The sequence below is a fragment of the Dolomitihabitans soli genome (assembly GCF_022213955.1).
Taxonomy (GTDB): Bacteria; Actinomycetota; Actinomycetes; order Streptosporangiales; family Streptosporangiaceae; genus Streptosporangium_A; species Streptosporangium_A soli.
The window spans coordinates 695161-713719 of the sequence record NZ_JAKNTW010000001.1 but is presented as its reverse complement, the minus strand read 5'-3'; the positions used below and the strand labels follow the sequence as shown (position 1 = coordinate 713719).

Here is an 18559-nt window from a genome sequence, read left to right as displayed (position 1 = left end):
GACGGCGAATCCCCGTCCCGAGGCCGCCCCCCAGGGCTCCCGGTGGGGGCGGCCTCGCGCCGTTCACCGGCAGCCTGCGACAGCTGGACGTGCGCCCGAACAGCCGTCGGCCGAGACCCCCTCCCGAGCCGTCTCCTTGGGTTCTACCAGCAGGTCGAGCACGTACGCTGACTCGGTGAGTACTGGGGGGTATGACAAGAACATCCTGGTTCTGGATGGAGGGCTGGCCACTCACCTCGAAGCGCTGGGTGCCGACCTGCGCGACGAGCTGTGGTCGGCGAAACTGCTGGTGGAGAACCCGGAGCTGATCCGGCGGGTGCACCGCGACTACTTCGCCGCAGGAGCGGACGTCGCGACGACGGCCAGCTACCAGGCGAGCCTGACCGGCTTCGCCAGACGCGGTCTGTCGCGAGCCGAGTCCGCGCGGCTGATCCGGCTGTCGGTCGAACTCGCCGCCCAGGCCAGGGACGAGGCGGGCGGCGGGCTGGTGGCGGCCAGCGTCGGGCCGTACGGGGCCTATCTCGCCGACGGCTCGGAGTACACCGGCGACTACGGCGGGCTGGACGAGGAGGCGCTGCTCGGCTGGCACCGGCCACGGTGGGAGATCCTCGCGGATACCGGGGCCGACCTGCTGGCCTGCGAGACCATCCCTTCGTACCCGGAGGCCAGGGCGCTCGCCCGGCTGCTCGCCGAGACGCCGGACGTGCGCGCGTGGGTGAGTTTCACCGGCAGGGACGAGCGGCACATCAGCGACGGCACGCCGCTCGCCGAGTGCGCCGCCCTCTTCGCCGGCAGCTCCCAGGTGGTGGCGGTCGGCGTGAACTGCACCCCGCCCCGCCTGGTGCCCGGACTGATCGGCCAGATCGCCAACCTGCCCGCCGTCGCCTACCCCAACTCCGGGGAGAGCTGGGACGCCGCGAACCACCGGTGGCTCGGGCTGGCCGACCCGCTGGAGTTCGGCGCGGCGGCCAAGGACTGGCGGGACGCAGGCGCCTCACTCATCGGCGGCTGCTGCCGTACCACCCCCGAGCACATCCGCCAGGTCCGCGCCGCCCTGTAGGCAGAGACGTTCCCGCGGTTCCGGGAATGAGGTCGACGCGCTTGAGAAGCCGATAGGTCGGACTCGCGCCCAGACTGCGCCGCCACGACCCGGCCACGCCACCGGCCGGGCCGCCACGCTCGGCGGCGACCCGGCCGGTGGAGACGGTACGGCTAGCGGAGGAAGGCCGCGGCCACTCCGGCGTCCACCGGGATGTGCAGGCCGGTGGTGTGGGTGAGCTGGGTGAGGTGGAAGACGGCGGTGGCGATGTGCTCGGGGAGGACCTCGCGCTTGAGGAGGGTGCGCTGGGCGTAGAACTCGCCCAGCTTCTCCTCCGCCACCCCGTAGACCGCGGCCCGGTTCGCGCCCCAGCCGGAGGCGAAGATGCCGGAGCCGCGCACCACCCCGTCGGGGTTGATGCCGTTGACCCTGATGCCGTGCTCGCCCAGTTCGGCGGCGAGCAACCGGACCTGGTGCGCCTGGTCGGCCTTGGCGGCGCCGTACGCGACGTTGTTCGGCCCGGCGAAGACGGCGTTCTTGGAGGAGATGTAGACGATCTCCCCGCCCATCGCCTGGTCGATCATGACGCGGGCGGTCTCCCGGGAGACCAGGAACGAGCCGCGGGCCATCACGTCGTGCTGCAGGTCCCAGTCGTCCACGGTCGTCTCCAGCAGGGAGCGCGACAGCGACAGGCCGGCGTTGTTCACCACGAGGTCCACCCCGCCGAAGGCCAGTACGGCCTGCCGTACGGCGGACGCGACCTGGTCCTCGGAGGTGACGTCCACCTCGACGGCCACCGCGACGTCGGTGGCGCGCAGGGCCTTGGCGCCCAGTTCGGCGGCCACCTTCTCGGCGGCGCCCAGGTCACGGTCGGCGATCACCACGCAGGCGCCCTCGGCGGCGAGCTTCCTGGCGGTGGCGGCGCCGATGCCCGAACCGCCGCCGGTCACCAGGGCGATCCGGGTGGCGAGCGGCCGGGGGGCGGGCATCCGGCGGAGCTTGGCCTCCTCCAGGTCCCAGTACTCGATCCGGAACTTCTCCGACTCCTCGATCGGCTGGTAACGCGAGACCGACTCGGCCCCGCGCATCACGTTGATCGCGTTGACGTAGAACTCGCCGGCGACCCTGGCCGTCTGCTTGTCCTTGCCGAAGCTGAACATGCCGACGCCGGGGACGAGCACGATCGCCGGGTCCGCGCCGCGCATCGGCGGCGAGCCGGTGAGGGCGTGCCGCTCGTAGTAGGCCCGGTAGTCCTCCCGGTAGGCGGCGTGCAGCTCGCCGAGCCTGGTCACGACGTCGTCGATCGGGGCGTCACCGGGCAGGTCGAGCACCAGGGGGGCGACCTTGGTGCGCAGGAAGTGGTCGGGGCAGGAGGTGCCGAGGGCGGCGAGCTCCGGGTGCCTGCTCCGCGCCAGGAAGTCGAGCACCTCGGGGCTGTCGGTGTAGTGGCCGACCTGCCGCGCGTCGGTGGAGGCGAGGCCGCGGATCACCGGGAACAGCGCGGCGGCGCGCTCCCGCCTGGCCGCCTCGGGCAGCGCCGGGCCCACGACCGCGCCGAACGGGTCGGGGCGGCCGTGCTCGGCGAGGTACCGCTCCGCCGTACGGATGATCTCAAGGGAGCGGTCGCGGCACTCCTCGCTGGTCGTCCCCCACGCGGTGATCCCGTGTCCGCCGAGGATCACGCCGATGGCCTGCGGGTTCTCCGCCTTGATCGCGGCGATGTCGAGCCCGAGCTGGAAGCCGGGACGCCGCCACGGCACCCACACCACCCGGTCGCCGAACACGCGGCGGGTCAGCTCGGGGCCGTCCTGCGCCGTGGCGATCGCGATGCCCGCGTCGGGGTGCAGGTGGTCGACGTGCGGGGCGTCCACCAGGCCGTGCATCGCGGTGTCGATCGACGGGGCCGCGCCTCCCCTGCCGTGCAGGCAGAAGTCGAACGCGGCGACCATCTCGTCCTCGCGCTCGACACCCGGGTAGACGTCCTTGAGCGCGTGTAGCCGGTCCAGGCGGAGTACGGCCAGGCCGCTCTCCTTCAGGGTGCCGAGGTCGCCGCCCGAGCCCTTGACCCACATCAGCTCGATGTCGGTCCCGGTGACCGGGTCGACGGCCGGGCCCTTGGCGGAGGCGTTGCCCCCGGCGTAGTTGGTGTTGCGCGGGTCCGCGCCCAGTTCGTGGCAGCGGTCGAGCAGTTCGCCGATGTCCATCAGGCCCCCCAGCCCGCCTGCGCGCCGCCGACCCGGGCGGCGGAGATCTTCTCGAAGTAGCCGGACCGCGCGTAGGCGGCCATCGGGTCGGGAGCCAGCCCCATCTCCTCGCGCAGTTCGGCGAGCAGCGGGCGGACGTCGGTGTTGTAGGCGTCCATCAGCACCGCGTTGGCGCCGAGCACGTCACCGGCCGACTGGGCGGCGGCCAGGGCGTCCCGGTCGACGAGCAGCGCCTTGGCGGTGGCCTCCTGCACGTTCATCACCGAGCGGATCTGGCCGGGGACCTTCGGCTCGATGTTGTGGCACTGGTCGAGCATGAACGCCACGTGCGGGCCGAGCCCGCCGCCCGCGATCACCTCGTACATGATCCGGAAGAGCTGGAAGGGGTCGGCGGCCCCCACCATCAGGTCGTCGTCGGCGTAGAAGCGCGAGTTGAAGTCGAAGCCGCCCAGCTTCCCCTCCCGCAGCAGGAAGGCGACGATGAACTCGATGTTGGTGCCCGGCGCGTGGTGCCCGGTGTCGACCACGACCTGCGCCTTGTCCCCCAGCTTCAGGCAGTGCGCGTAGGCGGTGCCCCAGTCGGGCACGTCGGTGGTGTAGAAGGCGGGCTCGAACAGCTTGTACTCCAGCAGGAAGCGCTGGTCGTCGCCGAGCCGGTCGTAGACGGCGGCCAGCGCCTCGGCCAGCCGGTCCTGCCGGGCCCTGATGTCGTCCTGGCCGGGGTAGTTCGTCCCGTCGGAGAACCACAGCTTCAGGATCTTCGAACCGGTGGCGTCCATGATGTCGACGCAGTCGAGCAGGTGGTCCAGCGCCTTGCGGCGGACCGCCGGGTCGGGGTGGGTGACGCTGCCCAGCTTGTAGTCGTCGTCCTGGAACACGTTGGAGTTGATCGCGCCGATCTCCACCCCCGCCTCACGGGCGTGGGCGGCGAGGGCGGCGTAGTCGCCGACCTTGTCCCAGGGGATGTGCAGCGCGACCGTCGGCGCCACTCCGGTGAACGCGTGCACCTGTGCGGCGTCCGCGAGCTTCTCGAACGGGTCGCGCGGCACGCCTTGCTGGGCGAACACCTTGAACCGGGTGCCGGAGTTCCCGTACGCCCACGAAGGCGTCTCGATCCGCTGCCCGCGCAGCGCCGACTTGACGGCGTCCATGCATCTCCCCAGATAAAAACGTTTTAATCAGATTCTACGGACATTATGGCTCACTCGGAGCGAGTGTCAACGGCGCGGCGCCACCTCGACGAACTCCAGGTCCATCAGGTCGGCCAGGGCGCGCAACTCCGCCGCCCGGTGCCCCGTGCCCAGGGCCCAGTGGTGCGAGATCCCGGTGGCGCTCCAGGCATCGGTCCACTCGCCGGGGTCACAGCCGAAATCGACCCGCGAGGTGGTGTTGCCGATCTTCAGGTGCGGGCCGTCCACGACCTCGCCCTCGGACACGACGAACGCGAACCGCCCGTCCCGCTTCTGCAGCAGGCCGAGCAGCGTCACCGGGCCGTGGGCCACGTCGAACTCGACCGAGACGCCCCAGCCGCGCTTGCCGTGGTAGACGCCCAGCCCGCGGAGCAGCGGCCGGTGCGAGCTGATCGCCAGGTGCGCGGGGCCGTCGTGGCCCATCTCGACGTGGCCGCGCAGGAAGTCGAGCGCCTGCAACTCGGTGAAGGAACCGCCCGCGCCGAGCCGGTCCATGATCATCATGGCCAGCGAGGTGCGCAGCTCGTACTCCCCCGCCGCCGGGACGCCGCGCGCGGTGAGCAGCGAGGAGCCCAGGATCATGCCCGCGCCGAGCCGCTCGTGCATCTCACCGTCGAGACCCCGGTGGTAGTAGGCCAGGCTGTCCAGCTCGAAGTCCTCGACCAGGCGGTCCAGGCCGACCGAGACCTTGGCCGCCCAGGCGAAGTCGGCCTCGTCCACCGAGTCGGCCAGTTCGAACACCTCGCGGGCCAAGGCCATCCGGTCCGTCGTCTCCGCGTCCGTGACCTTCTCCACCCGCACCCGCAGGTCGTCGAACTCCAGCACCTCCACGTGCCCGCCGAGGTTGACCGGCACCAGCGTGAGGTCGGTCGCGACGTCGAGCATGCCCGGGTAGAGGTGGCCCATCAGCCCGTGCCGACCGCCGCGCAGCGCCCCGCGCACCCCGGCGGCCCGCACCCAGCCGGCGATCCTGGTCCAGGCCCGCTCGTCCTCCAGGTAGCCGGAGACGGACCTGAACGGGATGCCCGCGCGCATGAACGCGTTGGCCATCTCCGGCAACGGGCACGCCCCGCAGTACGCCAGCCACTGGCCCGTGTCGAAGTTCTCGTGGTCCATCGACTCGGTGGGCTGCAGGTTGATCAGCAGCACGGGGGCGCCGCTGCGCTGCGCCACGGGCACCAGCATCGTCGCCGTCATGTACGTCGTCAGGAACCCGACGATGATGTCGCAACCGGCCGCGCGCAACTTCTCCGCCGCGGCCGCCCCCTCCTGTGCGTCCGAGATGAACCCGACGTCCACGACGTCGCAGCCCAGCTCGTTCATCCGCTCGGACACGCGCCCGGCCGATTTCTGAAGCTGCGGGAGCAGGTCGGGGAACTGGGGCCAGTAGGCTCCCAGCCCACCCGCCACGAGCCCGACCTTCGTACGGCGTGGCGTGATCCTGTCTGTCATGTAACTCTTTCTCCTACTCCAGATGGAACACTTCGGACAGTGGTCGCATGCCCTCGTCGGGGCGTCCGGCTAACTCCTCGAAGAAGGGCGCCATCTCCGCCTGCCAGCGGGCGTTCACACCGGTCCGGGCCATCGCCTCCTTGGCGGCCTCGAAGTCGTCGGTCTCCAGGTAGCCGACGAGCAAACCGTCCTCGCGCAGGAACAGCGAGTAATTGTGCCAGCCGGTCTCGCGCAGGGCGTCCCGCATCTCGGGCCACACGTTCTCATGCCGTGCCCGGTACTCCTCCAGGCGGTCCGGGCGGACCTTGAGCAGGAAGCACACGCGTCGCATGCGATCCCCCTAGAAGTCGAAGTCGTCGATGTTGCCCGCGTCGAAGGTGAACGGGGGGCCGAGGATGATCTCGCCGTTCTCGCCGATGGTCCGCGTCCCCAGCTTGCCGGCCTTCAAGGTCTCGCCCTGCTCGCCGGTGATCTGCCCGGAGGCGAGCGCGGCGGCGGCGTAGGAGGCGAGGTAGCCGAGGTCCTTCGGGTTCCACAGGGCGAACTTCTCGACGGTCTTGTCCTTGACGAACTGGCGCATCTGGTTCGGCGTGCCCAGCCCGGTCAGCACGATCTCGCCCTTGTACTTGGAGCCGGAGATGTACCGCGCGGCGGCCGAGACCCCGACCGTGGTGGGCGAGATGATGCCCTTGAGGTCCGGGTACGCCTGAAGGAGACCCTGGGTCTGCTGGAAGGACTTCTGGTCGTCGTCGTCGCCGTACGCGACCTTGACCAGCTTCATGTCCTTGTACTCGGGCTTGCCCAGCTCGTCCTTCATGAAGTCGATCCAGGTGTTCTGGTTCGTCGCGTTGGCGGTGGCCGACAGGATCGCGATCTCCCCCTTGTGGCCGACCATCTCCGCGAGCAGCTTCACCTGGCTGCGCCCGACCTCCTCCGAGCTGGCCTGGTTGATGAAGATGTCGCGGCACTCCGGGGCCGCGTCGGAGTCGTAGGACACGATCTTGATGCCCTTGGCCATGGCCTGCTTGAGCGGGCCGCAGACCGCGTTCGCGTCGTTGGCCGCGATCAGGATCGCGTCCTGCCCCTGCTGGATCAGCGTGTTGATGTAGGAGATCTGCGAGGAGGCGGAGGCGTCGGACGGGCCGACCTCCTTGGCCTGCGCCGCGAACTCCTTGGCCGCCTCGATGCCCGCCTTGTCGACGATCGTCTCGTACGGATTGTTGATCTGCTTCGGCAGGAACGCGAGCTTCAGGCCCTGCTTGAGCGGCGCGTCCGGGTTCGCCTTGGCGGCGGACTCGGTGGCCGGCGGGGCGGTGTTCTCGCTCTGGGCGCTCTCCTTGGTCGTGCCGCCGCAGGCCGTCAGGGCCAGCGCCAGCAGGAGCACCATCGGGGCGAGTCGCCGGGGAGATCTGGTCATGGGGCGGTTCCTTCCAGACGGGGAGGCCGACGTCGTTCCCTGACGACCGCCATGAGGCGAGGAGTGAGCACGGAGATGATGAGCAGCAGCCCGGTGACGATCGACTGGATCTCGGTCGCCACGTCGCCCAGCATGAGCAGGTTGCGCACGATGCCGATCAGCAGCACGCCGGCGACCACCCCGGCGAGGGTGCCCTTGCCGCCGTCGAAGTCGACCCCGCCGAGCAGCACCGCCGCGATGACGGCCAGCTCGATGCCCAGCCCGTTGTCCGCGCGGGCGCTGCCGTACCGCAGGGTGTAGACGACGCCGGCGAAGGCGGCGACCGTGCCGGCCACCACGAACAGCACGAGCTTGATCCGGTTGACCCTGATGCCCGCGAAGAAGGCGGCGTCGCGCTGGGCCCCGATGGCGAACAGCGCACGGCCGAGCCCGGTGGCGTGCAGCACCACGCCGGTGATCACGGCGAGCACGACGAAGATCGCCACGGGGTACGGGATCGGGGTGCCGGGGACCGTGTCCACCGCGAGGGAGACGTACTGCTGGGGGAACTCCGCGACGGCCCGGTCCCCGAGGATCACGTACGCCAGGCCGCGGTAGAGCGCCAGGGTGCCGATGGTGACGGCCAGCGAGGGCAGCCCGAGCCTGGTCACCAGCAGCCCGTTGACCAGGCCGCAGACCGCGCCGACGGCGACCACCAGCGGGATGATCGTCTCGATCGCCCAGCCGGCGTCCCACAGCGCGCCGAGCAGGGCGCTGGACATGCCGAGCACGGAGGCCACCGACAGGTCGACCTCGGCGGCCACCACCAGCAGGGTCATCGCCAGCGCGATCAGCGCGATCTCGCCAAGGTCGCCGAGCGCGAAGGACAGGTTGCCCGCGCCGGTGAAGTCGGGCGAGGTGGCCGCGCCGCCGAGGAACACCGCGACCAGCAGCGCGGTGATCAGCACGTCCCAGCGCAGGAACCGGGAGACGGTCCGCGGAAGGTCAGCCGCCATGGCGGGCGTTCCTCCTTCTCAGCAGGCGCGCGACGCGCAGGGCGAGCAGCCGGTCGACGGTGATGGCGAGCAGCAGGAGGGCGCCGGTGATGGCCTGCTGCCAGAAGGAGCTCACTTTCAGCACCACCAGGGCGCTGCCGATCGTGGTGAGCAGCAGGGCGCCGAGGGCCGCGCCGTACACCGTGCCGACGCCGCCGACGATGGCCACGCCGCCGACCACCACGGCGCTGACCACGAGCAGTTCGTAGCCGCGTGCCGTACCGGCGATGACCGTGCCGAACCTGGCCAGCCACAGCACCCCGGCCAGTCCGGCGAGCGCACCGCTGAACAGGTAGGCGAACAGGATCCGCCGGCGCACCGGGATGCCGGCCAGCCGGGCGGCGTCGGGGCTGGAGCCGATCGCGTAGAACTCCCGGCCCGAGGGGTAGGAGCGCAGGTAGTAGCCGACGGCGAGCATCACCGCGACCGTGATCATCGGTAGGAACGGGACGCCGAGCACGCCTTCGTTGCCGAGGTGCAGCAGGGCGGGCGGCAGGTCGACCGCGTTGATCTGCTGGCCGTGCGCGACGTAGTGGTCGACGCCCTGGATCACGTACAGCGTGCCGAGGGTCACCACCAGGGCGGGCACCCGGCAGAAGCTGACGAGCAGGCCGTTCAGCAGCCCGCAGGCCGCGCCGATGGCGACGCCGAAGACCAGGGCCGTCACGATGCCGCGCCCGTCTGGGTCGGCGGCCAGGAACTTGCCGGTCGCGAAGGCGACGAGGCCGACCACCGACCCCACGGACAGGTCGATGTTCCTGGTGATCACGACCATCGTCTGGCCGACGGCCAGCAGCGCCAGGATCGAGGTGTTCAGGAAGATGTCCTCGACGCCCTGGCCGGACAGGAAGTTGGGATTCACCACCGTGGTGACGAGGACCAGCGCCGCCAGGGCCGCGACCAGGCTCAGCTCCCTGGCCCGGAACACCAGGCCGGCGAGGTCGCGTGCGCTGCGGCCGCCGGCGGCCAGGGCGGTCACGCGGCGGTCCGTCCGGTCGCGGCGGACATGACGCTCTCCTCGGTGGCCGCCTCCCGGGGGATCTCGGCGGCGAGCCGCCCTTCGTGCATCACCAGCACCCGGTCGGCCATGCCGAGCACCTCCGGCAGGTCGGAGGAGATCATCAGGATCGCGATGCCCCTGCCCGCCAGCTCCGACAGCAGCCGGTGGACCTCGGCCTTGGTGCCGACGTCGATGCCCCGGGTGGGTTCGTCCACGATCAGTACGGCGGGCTCGGTGGCCAGCCATTTGGCGAGCACGACCTTCTGCTGGTTGCCGCCGGACAGCACGTTCACCGCGTCGGTGAGGCGGGCGAACTTGAGCTGGAGCCGGATCGCCCAGTCGCGGGCCCGGTCGCGCTCGGCGGTCCTGCTGATCACCGGTCCGCGGCGCAGCGCCGCCAGGCCGGTGAGGCCGATGTTGCGCTCGATGGACATCTCCATGACGAGCCCCTGCTGTCTCCGGTCCTCCGGGACCAGGGCCAGACCGGCCGCCATGGCCGCCGAGGGGCTCGCGGGAGGCAGCCGGCGGCCGTCCACCCGGACCGTCCCCGCGTCCCACCGGTCGATCCCGAAGATCGCCCGCGCCACCTCGGTGCGCCCGGCCCCGACCAGCCCGGCGAGGGCGACGATCTCGCCCCGCCGTACCTGGAAGGAGACGTCGGTGAAGACGCCCTCCCTGGTCAGGCGTTCGACGGTGAGAGCGACCTCGCCGGGGACCGTCTCCCGCCTAGGGTAGAGCGTGGACAGATCACGGCCGACCATCCGGCGGACCAGGTCCTCGGGGGTCAGCGCGGCGGCCGGCTCACTCGCCACCCAGGCCCCGTCGCGCAGGATCGTGACCCGCTGGCACAGCGTGAAGATCTCGTCCAGCCGGTGGGAGATGAACAGGACCGCGCAGCCGTGCTCGCGCAGCGCCGTGACCACCGAGAACAGCCGGGCGACCTCGTTGCCCGACAGCGCCGCGGTGGGCTCGTCCATGATGAGCACCCTGGCGTCCCCGGACAGCGCCTTGGCGATCTCCACGAGCTGCTGGTCGGCGATGGACAGGCCGCGGGCGGGCTGCCCGGGGTCGAGCGTCACGCCCAGCCGGGTGAACAGCTTGGCGGCCTCGGCGTTCGTGGTCCGGCGGTCGATCCGGCCGAACCGCAGGCGAGGCCGGCGGCCCATGAAGATGTTCTCCGCCACCGACAGGTCGGGGAACAGCGTGGGTTCCTGGTAGATCACGGCGACCCCGGCGCGCTGGGCGTCGGCGGGGCCGTTCCACCGCACCGGCTCGCCGTCAAGCACGATCTGCCCGCCGTCCGGCCGGTGCACGCCCGCGAGGATCTTGACCAGAGTGGACTTCCCCGCACCGTTCTCACCGGCGAGCGCGTGGGCCTCACCGGCGAAAAGCTGCAGCGAGACCTCGTGCAGCGCCCGCACGGCGCCGAACGATTTGCTGACCGAGGCGAGCGCGAGTGTGGGCGGCACCTCCACCAAGACACCTCCCCGGAAGTGAAAAACGTTTTAACGTTTGGGCAGGAAGCTAAGCCAGCTTCCGAGGAGGTGTCAATGGGGCGTTTCCGATGCGTTACACCACGGATATCACCGCGCCGGCCAACCGCGCTCTCAGCCGTCCCGCCCCCTCAGCTGTACGGCGAGCGCGGCGCCCGCCAGACAGCCCGCGGCGGGCACGAAAAGAGGCGGCAACTGCCAGGTGACGACGGCCACCACGACCACGCCGCCCACCAGCAGAGCCGATCCGGCGAGATCGGCCCTGGCCTGGGCGGCGGCCCGGCCGGCCAGCGCCGCCCACGACTCGCCCGCCGTCCAGGCCGCCGCCGCGCGCAGGCCCACGACGATCACCGCGAGTCCGGCCGCCCCGGTGAGCACCGCCACCACCGGCCCGCCGGGCAGCCCCGACCGCGCGATCACGACGTCTCCGGCGAGTACGGCCAGCGCCGCCCAGCCGGCCAGGCTCACCCGCCACGATCCCTTGCACGCCTCCTTGAGGTCGGCCACGAACCCGGGCAGCCCGGTGCGGTAGCCGTACAGGAATTTGCGCAGGTGGGCGCAGCTCGCGGCGAACGCGGGCAGGGCCGTCACCAGGGGCAGCGCGGCCACGGTGAACCAGACGCCGGTGATGGCGCACTCCGCGAAGAGGGCGAAGCGGCCGGTGTCGGCCGGGCGTTCGGTCGTGGAGCTCATGGTCACCCCTTCAGTCCCGAGGTGGCCATCCCCTGCACCAGATAGCGCTGGAAGGCGAGGAAGAACAGCACGACGGGCACCAGCGAGAGCAACGACATGGCGATCATCGCCCCGTAGTCGGAGTTCGCCTCCTGGTCGATGTAGAGCCGGAGCGCCAGCGGGAGGGGGTAGTTCCCCGGGGTGTTGATGTACACGAGCGGGCCGAGGAAGTCGTTCCAGCTCCAGATGAACGCGAAGATCGAGGCCGTGATGATCGCGGGCCGGGCGAGCGGCATCAGGACGTTCCAGAAGATCCGCCCGTGCCCGGCGCCGTCGATCTTCGCGGCGTCGTCCAGCTCGCTCGGGATGCCCCGCATGAACTGCACGAAGAGGAAGACGAAGAAGGCGTCCACGGCGAGGAACTTCGGCAGGATGAGCGGGACGTAGGTGTTCACCAGCCCGAGGTTGTTGAAGATGATGTACTGCGGGATCAGCATGACGTGGAACGGCAGCAGCAGGGTCGCGATCATCATGACGAACATCACGCCCCGGCCCCTGAAGCGCAGCCGGGCGAAGGCGTAGGCGGCCAGCGAGCAGGAGCAGATCACACCGACCACGGTCAGCGTCGAGATGATCAGCGAGTTGACGAAGAACGCCCAGGCCGGGACCCTGGCGATCCCCTCGGCGGCCGAGAGGTAGTTGTCGAAGACCGGGCTCGCCGGGATCAGGTCCGTGCTGCCCACGATCTCGCTCGACGGCTTCAGCGACCCGCCGACCAGCCAGACCAGCGGATACAGGACCACGCCCAGCATCAGCAGGGACCCCGCGTGCCAGGCGATCGACCGCGCCCCGCCGCGTCCGGCGGTGCGGTTCGCCGCGATCCCCCCGCGTGTGGTGGTGCGGTTCATCGTGATCCCCCCGCGTAGTGCACCCAGGCCCGCGAGGTGCGGAAGAGCAGCGCCGTCACCAGGCCCACCACGATCAGCAGCACCCAGGCCATCGCGGAGGCGTATCCCATCCGGTAGTCGGAGAACGCGCGCTGGTACAGGTGCAGCGTGTAGAAGAGCGTCGATCCCGCCGGCCCGCCGTCGCCGCCGCTGATGACGTAGGCGGAGGTGAACACCTGGAAGGCGTGGACGGTCTCCAGCAGCAGGTTGAAGAAGATCACCGGCGAGATCATCGGCAGGGTCACCGAGACGAACCTGCGCCACCGTCCGGCGCCGTCCACCTCGGCCGCCTCGTACAGCTCCCTGGGCACCTGCTGGAGGCCGGCCAGGAAGATGACCATCGGCGCGCCGAACTGCCAGACGGCCAGCAGCACCAGCATCAGCAGCGAGTAGTCGGGATTGCCGACCCAGCCGCCGATGCCCAGCCCGACCGAGCTGGTGAGCTGGTCCTGCACGCCGTCGTCCGCGAACAGCGCCCGCCACACGATGGCCATCGCGACACTCGCCCCGAGGAGCGAGGGAGCGTAGAACGCGGTGCGGTAGAGCCCCATCGCCCTGCGGCTCTGGGTGAGCCAGATGGCGACGGCGAGCGCCGCCCCGAGCTTCAACGGGGTGGCCAGCAGGACGTAGCGGAGGGTCACCGAGACGGTCTGGTGGAACTGGTCGTCGGCGAACATCTTGCGGTAGTTCTCCAGGCCGATCCAGTCCGGCGTGTTGAACAGGTTGTAGTTGGTGAAGGAGAGATACAGCGAGGCGAGCATCGGGCCGAGCGTGAGGACCGCCATCCCGATGATCCACGGGGACAGGAAGAGGTATCCCGCCCGGGCGTCGCTCCGCCCGGGGGCCGGCCCGGCCACCGCCCGCCGGGGGCCCGCGCCACGGCGCGCGGGCCCCTTCGTCAGCGTCGTCTGGGTCATGACGCGCCTAGTCGGTGCCGGCGGCGATCGCCTGCTCGGCCTCGGTGAAGAATCTGTCGACCGCCTGGTCGACCGTCAACCGCTTGAAGTTGAGCTCCTCGGAGATGTCGCGCATCGCCTGCTCGATGGTGCCCGCGCCGGCGGGCGGCGGGGGCGGCGCGGGCTGCATCAGGTCCGCCACGCTCTTCTCGTAGTCGACGATCATCTGGTCGACGTCGTTGAGTTCGAGGGCCGCGAGCGCGGCCTCGGTGGCCGGGATGCCGCGGTTGGTGCCCAGGATCTTGGCCGCCTCGGGATCGCTGACCATGAAGTTGACGAGCTTCGCCGCCGCGTCGGGCTGCTGGGACCGCGTCGACACGCTGAGCAGCATCGAGGGCTTGAGATACAGCCCGGCGGTGTCGGGCTTCAGCGACGGGACGGGCCCGATGGCGAACTCCGCGTCGGGCGCCTCGCCGACATAACGGCCGATGAAGTTGTCCCAGTTGGGCTCCATCGCGACGGCGTCGGCGCTCAGGGCGGGCTTGGGGTCGAGCTGCGCGGCCCGCTGCGCGCTGAGCAGCAACTCGTCGTCGCGGAACTGCTTGGTCTGGGTGAACCAGGTGCGCAGTTCCTCCTTGCCGAACCCGAGCTTGCCGTCCGGCGTGTAGAAGGACTTGCCCTGCTGGCGCAGCCAGAGGTCCATGAGGTGGTAGACGCCGGTGTAGTCACCGGCCCCCTTCATGTCCTTGACCACCGCGGCCTTGCTCAGCTTCTCGATCGTCGCGTGGAACTCCGTCCAGCTCCAGCCCTTCTTCGGCAGGTCCACCTTGGCCTCGGCGAAGATGTCGGGGCGGTAGAGCATGGCGAAGGTGTTGCCCGACCACGGGACGGCGACCTGTTTCCCGTCGATCTTCCCGGTGTCGGCGAGCCCCTGCCTGAAGCCCGTCAGGGTGAGGGCGCCCTTGCTCGCCTGCCCGCCGAGGTCGAGGATGAGGTTACGGCTCGCGTACTGCTTGAGGTAGGAGTAGTCCATCTGCAGGACGTCGGGGCCGCCGCCGCCTGCCATCTCCGTGGCCATCTTCTGCCAGTAGGCCTCGAACTCGGCGAAGTCCGGCTGGATCTCGATCCCCGGGTTCTTCTTCTCGAACAGGTCGATCGCCTTCTGGGTGAGTTCCGCCCGTTCCGGGTTGCCCCACCAGGAGAACCTGATCTTGGTCTTCTCCGTCGCGGCTTCCCCGCCGCCACCGCCCACGCCGCAGCCGGCGAGCGTGACGAGCAGCCCCGCGCACAGTGCGGCGGCCAGGCGAGCCCGGCCCTTGATGTGTTTCATGTCCTCACTCCTCAGATATGCGGTAAGCGCTTTCCCGGTGCCGGAACCCACGTGTCGGCAAACCGCGCCGATTCATCGAAATCAGCTGTCGAAGCGCTTCACTGAACGCCATCGATCGGGCGATCATTTGTTACGGTTACTTTTAGGGGGGATTAAAACGTTTGCCTGTCATCGGCGCAAGACCTGAAGCCAACTGGCGTCAGCGGGCTTGTTACGTTTTAATCAACGTCCATGAGCTCGGTGAGCATCAAAGACGTGGCGGCTCGCGCGGGTGTCTCGCCCGGCACCGTCTCCAACGTGCTCAACCGCCCCGAGAAGGTCGCCACCTCCACCCGTTCCCGGGTCGAGCGGGCCATCAGGGAGCTGGGGTTCGTCCGGCACGGATCGGCCTCCAGCCTGCGCGCCGGGCACAGCCGTACGATCGGGCTGTCGGTCATCGACATCGGCAACCCGTTCTTCACCGACGTGGCCACCGGGGTCGAGGACGTCGCGAGCGAGCGCGGCTACGCGGTGATCCTCGGCAACTCCTCGGGCGACCGGCTCAAGGAGGAGCGCAACCTGCTCGTCTTCGCCGAGCAGCGGGTGCGGGGCGTGCTCATCACGCCGTCCGACGAAGACCTGAGCAGGATCGACCGGCTGAAGGAGCGCGGCATCTGCGTGGTCTTCGTGGACCACCCCGCCGCCCGCGCCGACCAGTGCTCCGTCGCGGTCAACGACGTCACCGGAGGCGCGATGGCGGTGACCCACCTGCTGGAGGGCGGCGCCCGGCGCATCGCCTACGTCACCGGGCCCACCACGATCCGGCAGTGCCTGGAGCGCAGGCAGGGGGCCGAACGGGCGCTGCTCGCGGCCGGCCGTACACCCGCCACCGCGCTCCAGGAGATCTCGATGACGGCGATGACCGCCCGTCACGGCCAGCAGGCGGCCGAGAAGCTGCTCGCCCAGGGGCCGCTCCCCGACGGCGTCTTCTGCGCCAACGACCTGCTGGCCCTGGGAGTGCTGCGCGGCCTGATGCACGCGGGCGTCCGCGTGCCCGCCGACGTGGCGCTGATCGGCTACGACGACATCGACTTCGCCTCGGCTTCCGCGGTCACGCTCAGCTCGGTCCGGCAGCCGACCCACCGTCTGGGGCAGGTGGCCACCGAGTTGCTGCTCGACGAGTGCGACAATCCGGACACCCACGCCCATCAGCAGATCATGTTCCAGCCGGAACTGGTCATTCGCGAGTCCACCAGTTCCACCTAAGAGGGGAAATTTATTGTTTTCGTGGGGTATTGCGGCCACCGGGGGAATCGCGCGTGTTGTCGGCCAGGTCATCGCGGCCGAGCCCGGCATGCGGGTGGCGGCGGTCGGCTCACGTGACGCCGGCCGCGCCCGGCGCCTCGCCGAGGACCTGGGCGCGCCACGCTCCTACGGCTCCTACGCCGAACTGGTGCGGGACCCCGAGGTGGACGCCGTCTTCGTGGCCACGCCGCATTCCCACCATCTGCAGGTCACCGAGCTGGCCATCGCCGCCGGGCGGGCGGTCCTCTGCGAGAAGCCGCTGACCGCCACCGTCGCCGACGCCGAGCGCATGGTGAAACTCGCCCAGGACTCGGGCGTGTTCCTGATGGAAGCCATGTGGATGCGCTTCAACCCGCTCGTACGGCGACTGCACGCGCTCGTGCTGGACGGCGCCTTCGGCACGATCCGCTCGGTGACGGCCTCCTTCGGCTTCTCCCTCCCCTACGACCCCGCGCACCGTCTGTGGAACCCGTCGCTCGGCGGCGGCGCCCTGCTCGACCTGGGCATCTACCCGCTCGCCCTGGCGCAGCTCCTGCTCGGCGAGCCGGAGACGATGGCCGTGACCGGCGCGCAGGCCGCGTCGGGCGTGGACGCCGAGGCGGGGTTGCTGCTGGGCTACCCGGACGGAGCGCGGGCGCTGCTCGACACCTCGCTGGTCAGCCCGCTGGCCAACACCGCGACGGTGGTCGGCACGAAGCTGCGGGCGGAGCTGGACGGGCCCTTCTTCGCCACCCGCCGGATGGTGCTGCACGGCGGGGGGAACATCGAGGAGATCACCGTGGACCCGTCCGACAACGGCTACGTGGGCGAGATCAGGGAGGTCCGTGACCGCCTGGCGGCCGGCGCGACCGAGAGCACGGTGATGCCGCTGGCCGACAGCCTGGCCATGATGCGCCTGATCGAACGGGCCCGGCTGGCGATCGGCTGACCGCTAGTCGGCCTTCGCCTTCTTGGCCGCGCGGGCCGTCTCGACCTTGGCGCTCGCGGCGTACTTGTCGACGTACTCCTGACCGGCGAGCTCCATCAGCGCGTACATGATCTCGTCGGTGACCGCCCGGAGGACCAACCGGTCCTCCTCCATGCCGTAGTAGCGGGAGAAGTCGAGCGGCTTGCCGAACCGCACCCCGGGCCGGATGCCGAGTTTGGGCAGCAACCGCCCCGGAGGCATCATCTCGAAGGTGCTCACCATCGCCCACGGGACCACCGGCACCCGCGACTCCAGCGCCAGCCTGGCGACGCCGGTCTTGCCCTTGTAGAGCCGGCCGTCGGGCGAACGGGTGCCCTCGGGGTAGATGCCGAGCACGTGGCCCTCCTTGAGCACGCGCATGCCGGTGCTCAGGGCCGCCTCGCTGGCCTTGCCGCCCGACCTGTCGATCGGCACGGTGCCCACGCCGGAGAAGAAGAGTCTGCTGAAGTAGCCCTTCAGGCCCCTGCCCGTGAAATATTCGGCCTTGCCGAGCGAGATGACCTTGCGAGGCAGGAAGAGGGCGCCGAAGAAGTGGTCGGCGAAGGAGAGATGGTTGCCGGCCAGAATGACCGGGCCTTCCTTCGGCACGTTCTCCGCGCCCTCGGCCCACGGGCGGAAGATCAGGTGCAGCAGGGGCGCCAAGATGGCTTTGACCACCCAGTAGAACACGTGGCACCTCTTCTCCGCCGTCGGCCTCGGGGGACAGAGACCATCTTCCCACCTTCCGGTCCACGCGCCCACACTTCCGACCCAAGACCCCCTCCCAAATCAGCATTTGTCATGCGACGATCAGGCGAACCGCTCTGGGAGGAGCCCGATGCCTGTGCTGCCCGGCGCCGAGCCGTACCGTCATGAGGGAGGCCCGGTCGGTGTCTTGTTGTGTCACGGCTTCACCGGTACGCCGCAGTCGCTCCGCCCCTGGGCCGAGCATCTCGCGGGCGCGGGCCTGACGGTGTCGCTCCCCAGGTTGCCCGGCCACGGCACGACCTGGCAGGAGATGGCCCGCACCCGCTGGGAGGACTGGTACGCGGAGCTGGACAAGGCCCTGGCCGACCTGCGCGGGCGCTGCGCCGAGGTCTTCGTGGCAGGCTTGTCCCTGGGCGGGTGCATGGCACTGCGCCTCGCCCAGGTCCACGGTGCGGCGGTGCGGGGCGTGCTGGTGGTCAATCCGTCCATCACGATCGACGTGCCGCTGCTGAGGCTCGCCCCGGTGCTCAAGCTGCTGATCAACTCCGTGCCCGGGGTGGCCGGCGACATCAAGAAGAAGGGCGCCACCGAGCTCGCCTACACCCGGACCCCGGTCAAGGCGGCGGCCACGCTGCCCCGGCTGTGGGCACGGGTGCAGGAGCACCTCGACGACGTCACCCAGCCGTTGCTCGTCTTCCACAGCCCGGACGACCACGTCGTCAAACCCACGAGCGTCAGGATCCTGCGTGAACGACTCACCGGAGGCAACCTCACCGTCGTCGAACTGCGAGACAGTTATCATGTCGCGACCCTCGACAACGACGCTGATCGGATCTTCACGGGGAGCCTGGAGTTCATCAGTACGCACGCATCGGTACCCTTACATAGGGACTGATCGCCGACGGGGGTGCGCGGTCTCGGGAGGAAGGCAGCGGGCGATGAGTGAC

At 70.2% G+C, this 18559-nt stretch carries 17 protein-coding genes; 4 read left to right on the top strand and 13 right to left on the bottom strand.

The window, feature by feature from the left end; genetic code table 11:
* The first annotated feature begins 175 nt into the window (after window positions 1–175).
* A complete protein-coding gene (gene mmuM / locus MBA17_RS03240; protein ID WP_238494699.1) occupies window positions 176–1060 on the top strand; it encodes a homocysteine S-methyltransferase in 885 nt (294 codons plus the stop codon).
* 152 nt (window positions 1061–1212) lie between these two features.
* Here the strand turns inward: mmuM and MBA17_RS03235 are convergent, their stop codons facing one another.
* From MBA17_RS03235 to MBA17_RS03180, 12 genes are all read right to left on the bottom strand, one after another.
* Window positions 1213–3243: a bifunctional aldolase/short-chain dehydrogenase gene (locus MBA17_RS03235; protein ID WP_238494698.1), complete on the bottom strand. Its 2031-nt coding sequence runs from the start codon at window positions 3241–3243 to the stop codon at window positions 1213–1215.
* Window positions 3243–4394 (bottom strand): L-rhamnose isomerase, encoded by a 1152-nt coding sequence (gene rhaI / locus MBA17_RS03230; protein WP_238494697.1) that lies wholly within the window; start codon window positions 4392–4394, stop codon window positions 3243–3245. The genes MBA17_RS03235 and rhaI overlap by 1 nt, the downstream gene beginning before the upstream one ends.
* Before the next feature lie 66 nt (window positions 4395–4460).
* Window positions 4461–5885, bottom strand: a complete 1425-nt coding sequence (locus MBA17_RS03225; protein ID WP_238494696.1) for an L-fucose/L-arabinose isomerase family protein — start codon at window positions 5883–5885, stop codon at window positions 4461–4463.
* Between the two features lie 13 nt (window positions 5886–5898).
* Window positions 5899–6216: an L-rhamnose mutarotase gene (locus MBA17_RS03220; RefSeq protein WP_238494695.1), complete on the bottom strand. Its 318-nt coding sequence runs from the start codon at window positions 6214–6216 to the stop codon at window positions 5899–5901.
* A gap of 9 nt (window positions 6217–6225) precedes the next feature.
* Complete coding sequence (rhaS, locus tag MBA17_RS03215) at window positions 6226–7302, bottom strand: rhamnose ABC transporter substrate-binding protein (RefSeq protein ID WP_238494694.1); 1077 nt, start codon at window positions 7300–7302, stop codon at window positions 6226–6228.
* A complete protein-coding gene (locus tag MBA17_RS03210) occupies window positions 7299–8297 on the bottom strand; it encodes an ABC transporter permease (RefSeq protein WP_238494693.1) in 999 nt (332 codons plus the stop codon). The genes rhaS and MBA17_RS03210 overlap by 4 nt, the downstream gene beginning before the upstream one ends.
* Window positions 8287–9315, bottom strand: coding sequence for an ABC transporter permease (locus MBA17_RS03205; protein WP_238494692.1), 1029 nt, complete (start codon window positions 9313–9315; stop codon window positions 8287–8289). The genes MBA17_RS03210 and MBA17_RS03205 overlap by 11 nt, the downstream gene beginning before the upstream one ends.
* Window positions 9312–10811: a sugar ABC transporter ATP-binding protein gene (locus tag MBA17_RS03200; protein WP_238494691.1), complete on the bottom strand. Its 1500-nt coding sequence runs from the start codon at window positions 10809–10811 to the stop codon at window positions 9312–9314. Before MBA17_RS03200 ends, MBA17_RS03205 begins: the two co-directional genes overlap by 4 nt.
* Before the next feature lie 132 nt (window positions 10812–10943).
* On the bottom strand, window positions 10944–11522 hold the full coding sequence (locus MBA17_RS03195; RefSeq protein ID WP_238494690.1) for a hypothetical protein: 579 nt from the start codon (window positions 11520–11522) through the stop codon (window positions 10944–10946).
* Window positions 11523–11524: 2 nt separating this feature from the next.
* Complete coding sequence (locus MBA17_RS03190; RefSeq protein ID WP_238494689.1) at window positions 11525–12409, bottom strand: carbohydrate ABC transporter permease; 885 nt, start codon at window positions 12407–12409, stop codon at window positions 11525–11527.
* On the bottom strand, window positions 12406–13365 hold the full coding sequence (locus MBA17_RS03185) for a carbohydrate ABC transporter permease (RefSeq protein WP_238494688.1): 960 nt from the start codon (window positions 13363–13365) through the stop codon (window positions 12406–12408). The genes MBA17_RS03190 and MBA17_RS03185 overlap by 4 nt, the downstream gene beginning before the upstream one ends.
* A gap of 7 nt (window positions 13366–13372) precedes the next feature.
* The gene (locus MBA17_RS03180; protein WP_238494687.1) at window positions 13373–14674 is read right to left on the bottom strand and encodes an ABC transporter substrate-binding protein; all 1302 of its coding nucleotides are present in this window, start codon (window positions 14672–14674) and stop codon (window positions 13373–13375) included.
* Window positions 14675–14905: 231 nt separating this feature from the next.
* On the opposite strand from MBA17_RS03180, the gene MBA17_RS03175 reads away from it, so the two are divergent.
* Both MBA17_RS03175 and MBA17_RS03170 read left to right on the top strand, forming a co-directional pair.
* On the top strand, window positions 14906–15919 hold the full coding sequence (locus MBA17_RS03175) for a LacI family DNA-binding transcriptional regulator (protein ID WP_238494686.1): 1014 nt from the start codon (window positions 14906–14908) through the stop codon (window positions 15917–15919).
* A gap of 13 nt (window positions 15920–15932) precedes the next feature.
* The gene (locus tag MBA17_RS03170) at window positions 15933–16886 is read left to right on the top strand and encodes a Gfo/Idh/MocA family protein (RefSeq protein WP_238494685.1); all 954 of its coding nucleotides are present in this window, start codon (window positions 15933–15935) and stop codon (window positions 16884–16886) included.
* A gap of 3 nt (window positions 16887–16889) precedes the next feature.
* On the opposite strand, the gene MBA17_RS03165 is transcribed toward MBA17_RS03170, so the two are convergent.
* Entirely contained in the window at window positions 16890–17594 is a 705-nt protein-coding gene (locus MBA17_RS03165) for a lysophospholipid acyltransferase family protein (RefSeq protein ID WP_238494684.1), read from the bottom strand.
* Window positions 17595–17742: 148 nt separating this feature from the next.
* Between MBA17_RS03165 and MBA17_RS03160 the strand changes: the two genes are divergently transcribed.
* The gene (locus MBA17_RS03160) at window positions 17743–18507 is read left to right on the top strand and encodes an alpha/beta hydrolase (RefSeq protein ID WP_238494683.1); all 765 of its coding nucleotides are present in this window, start codon (window positions 17743–17745) and stop codon (window positions 18505–18507) included.
* The last annotated feature ends 52 nt before the right edge of the window (window positions 18508–18559 follow it).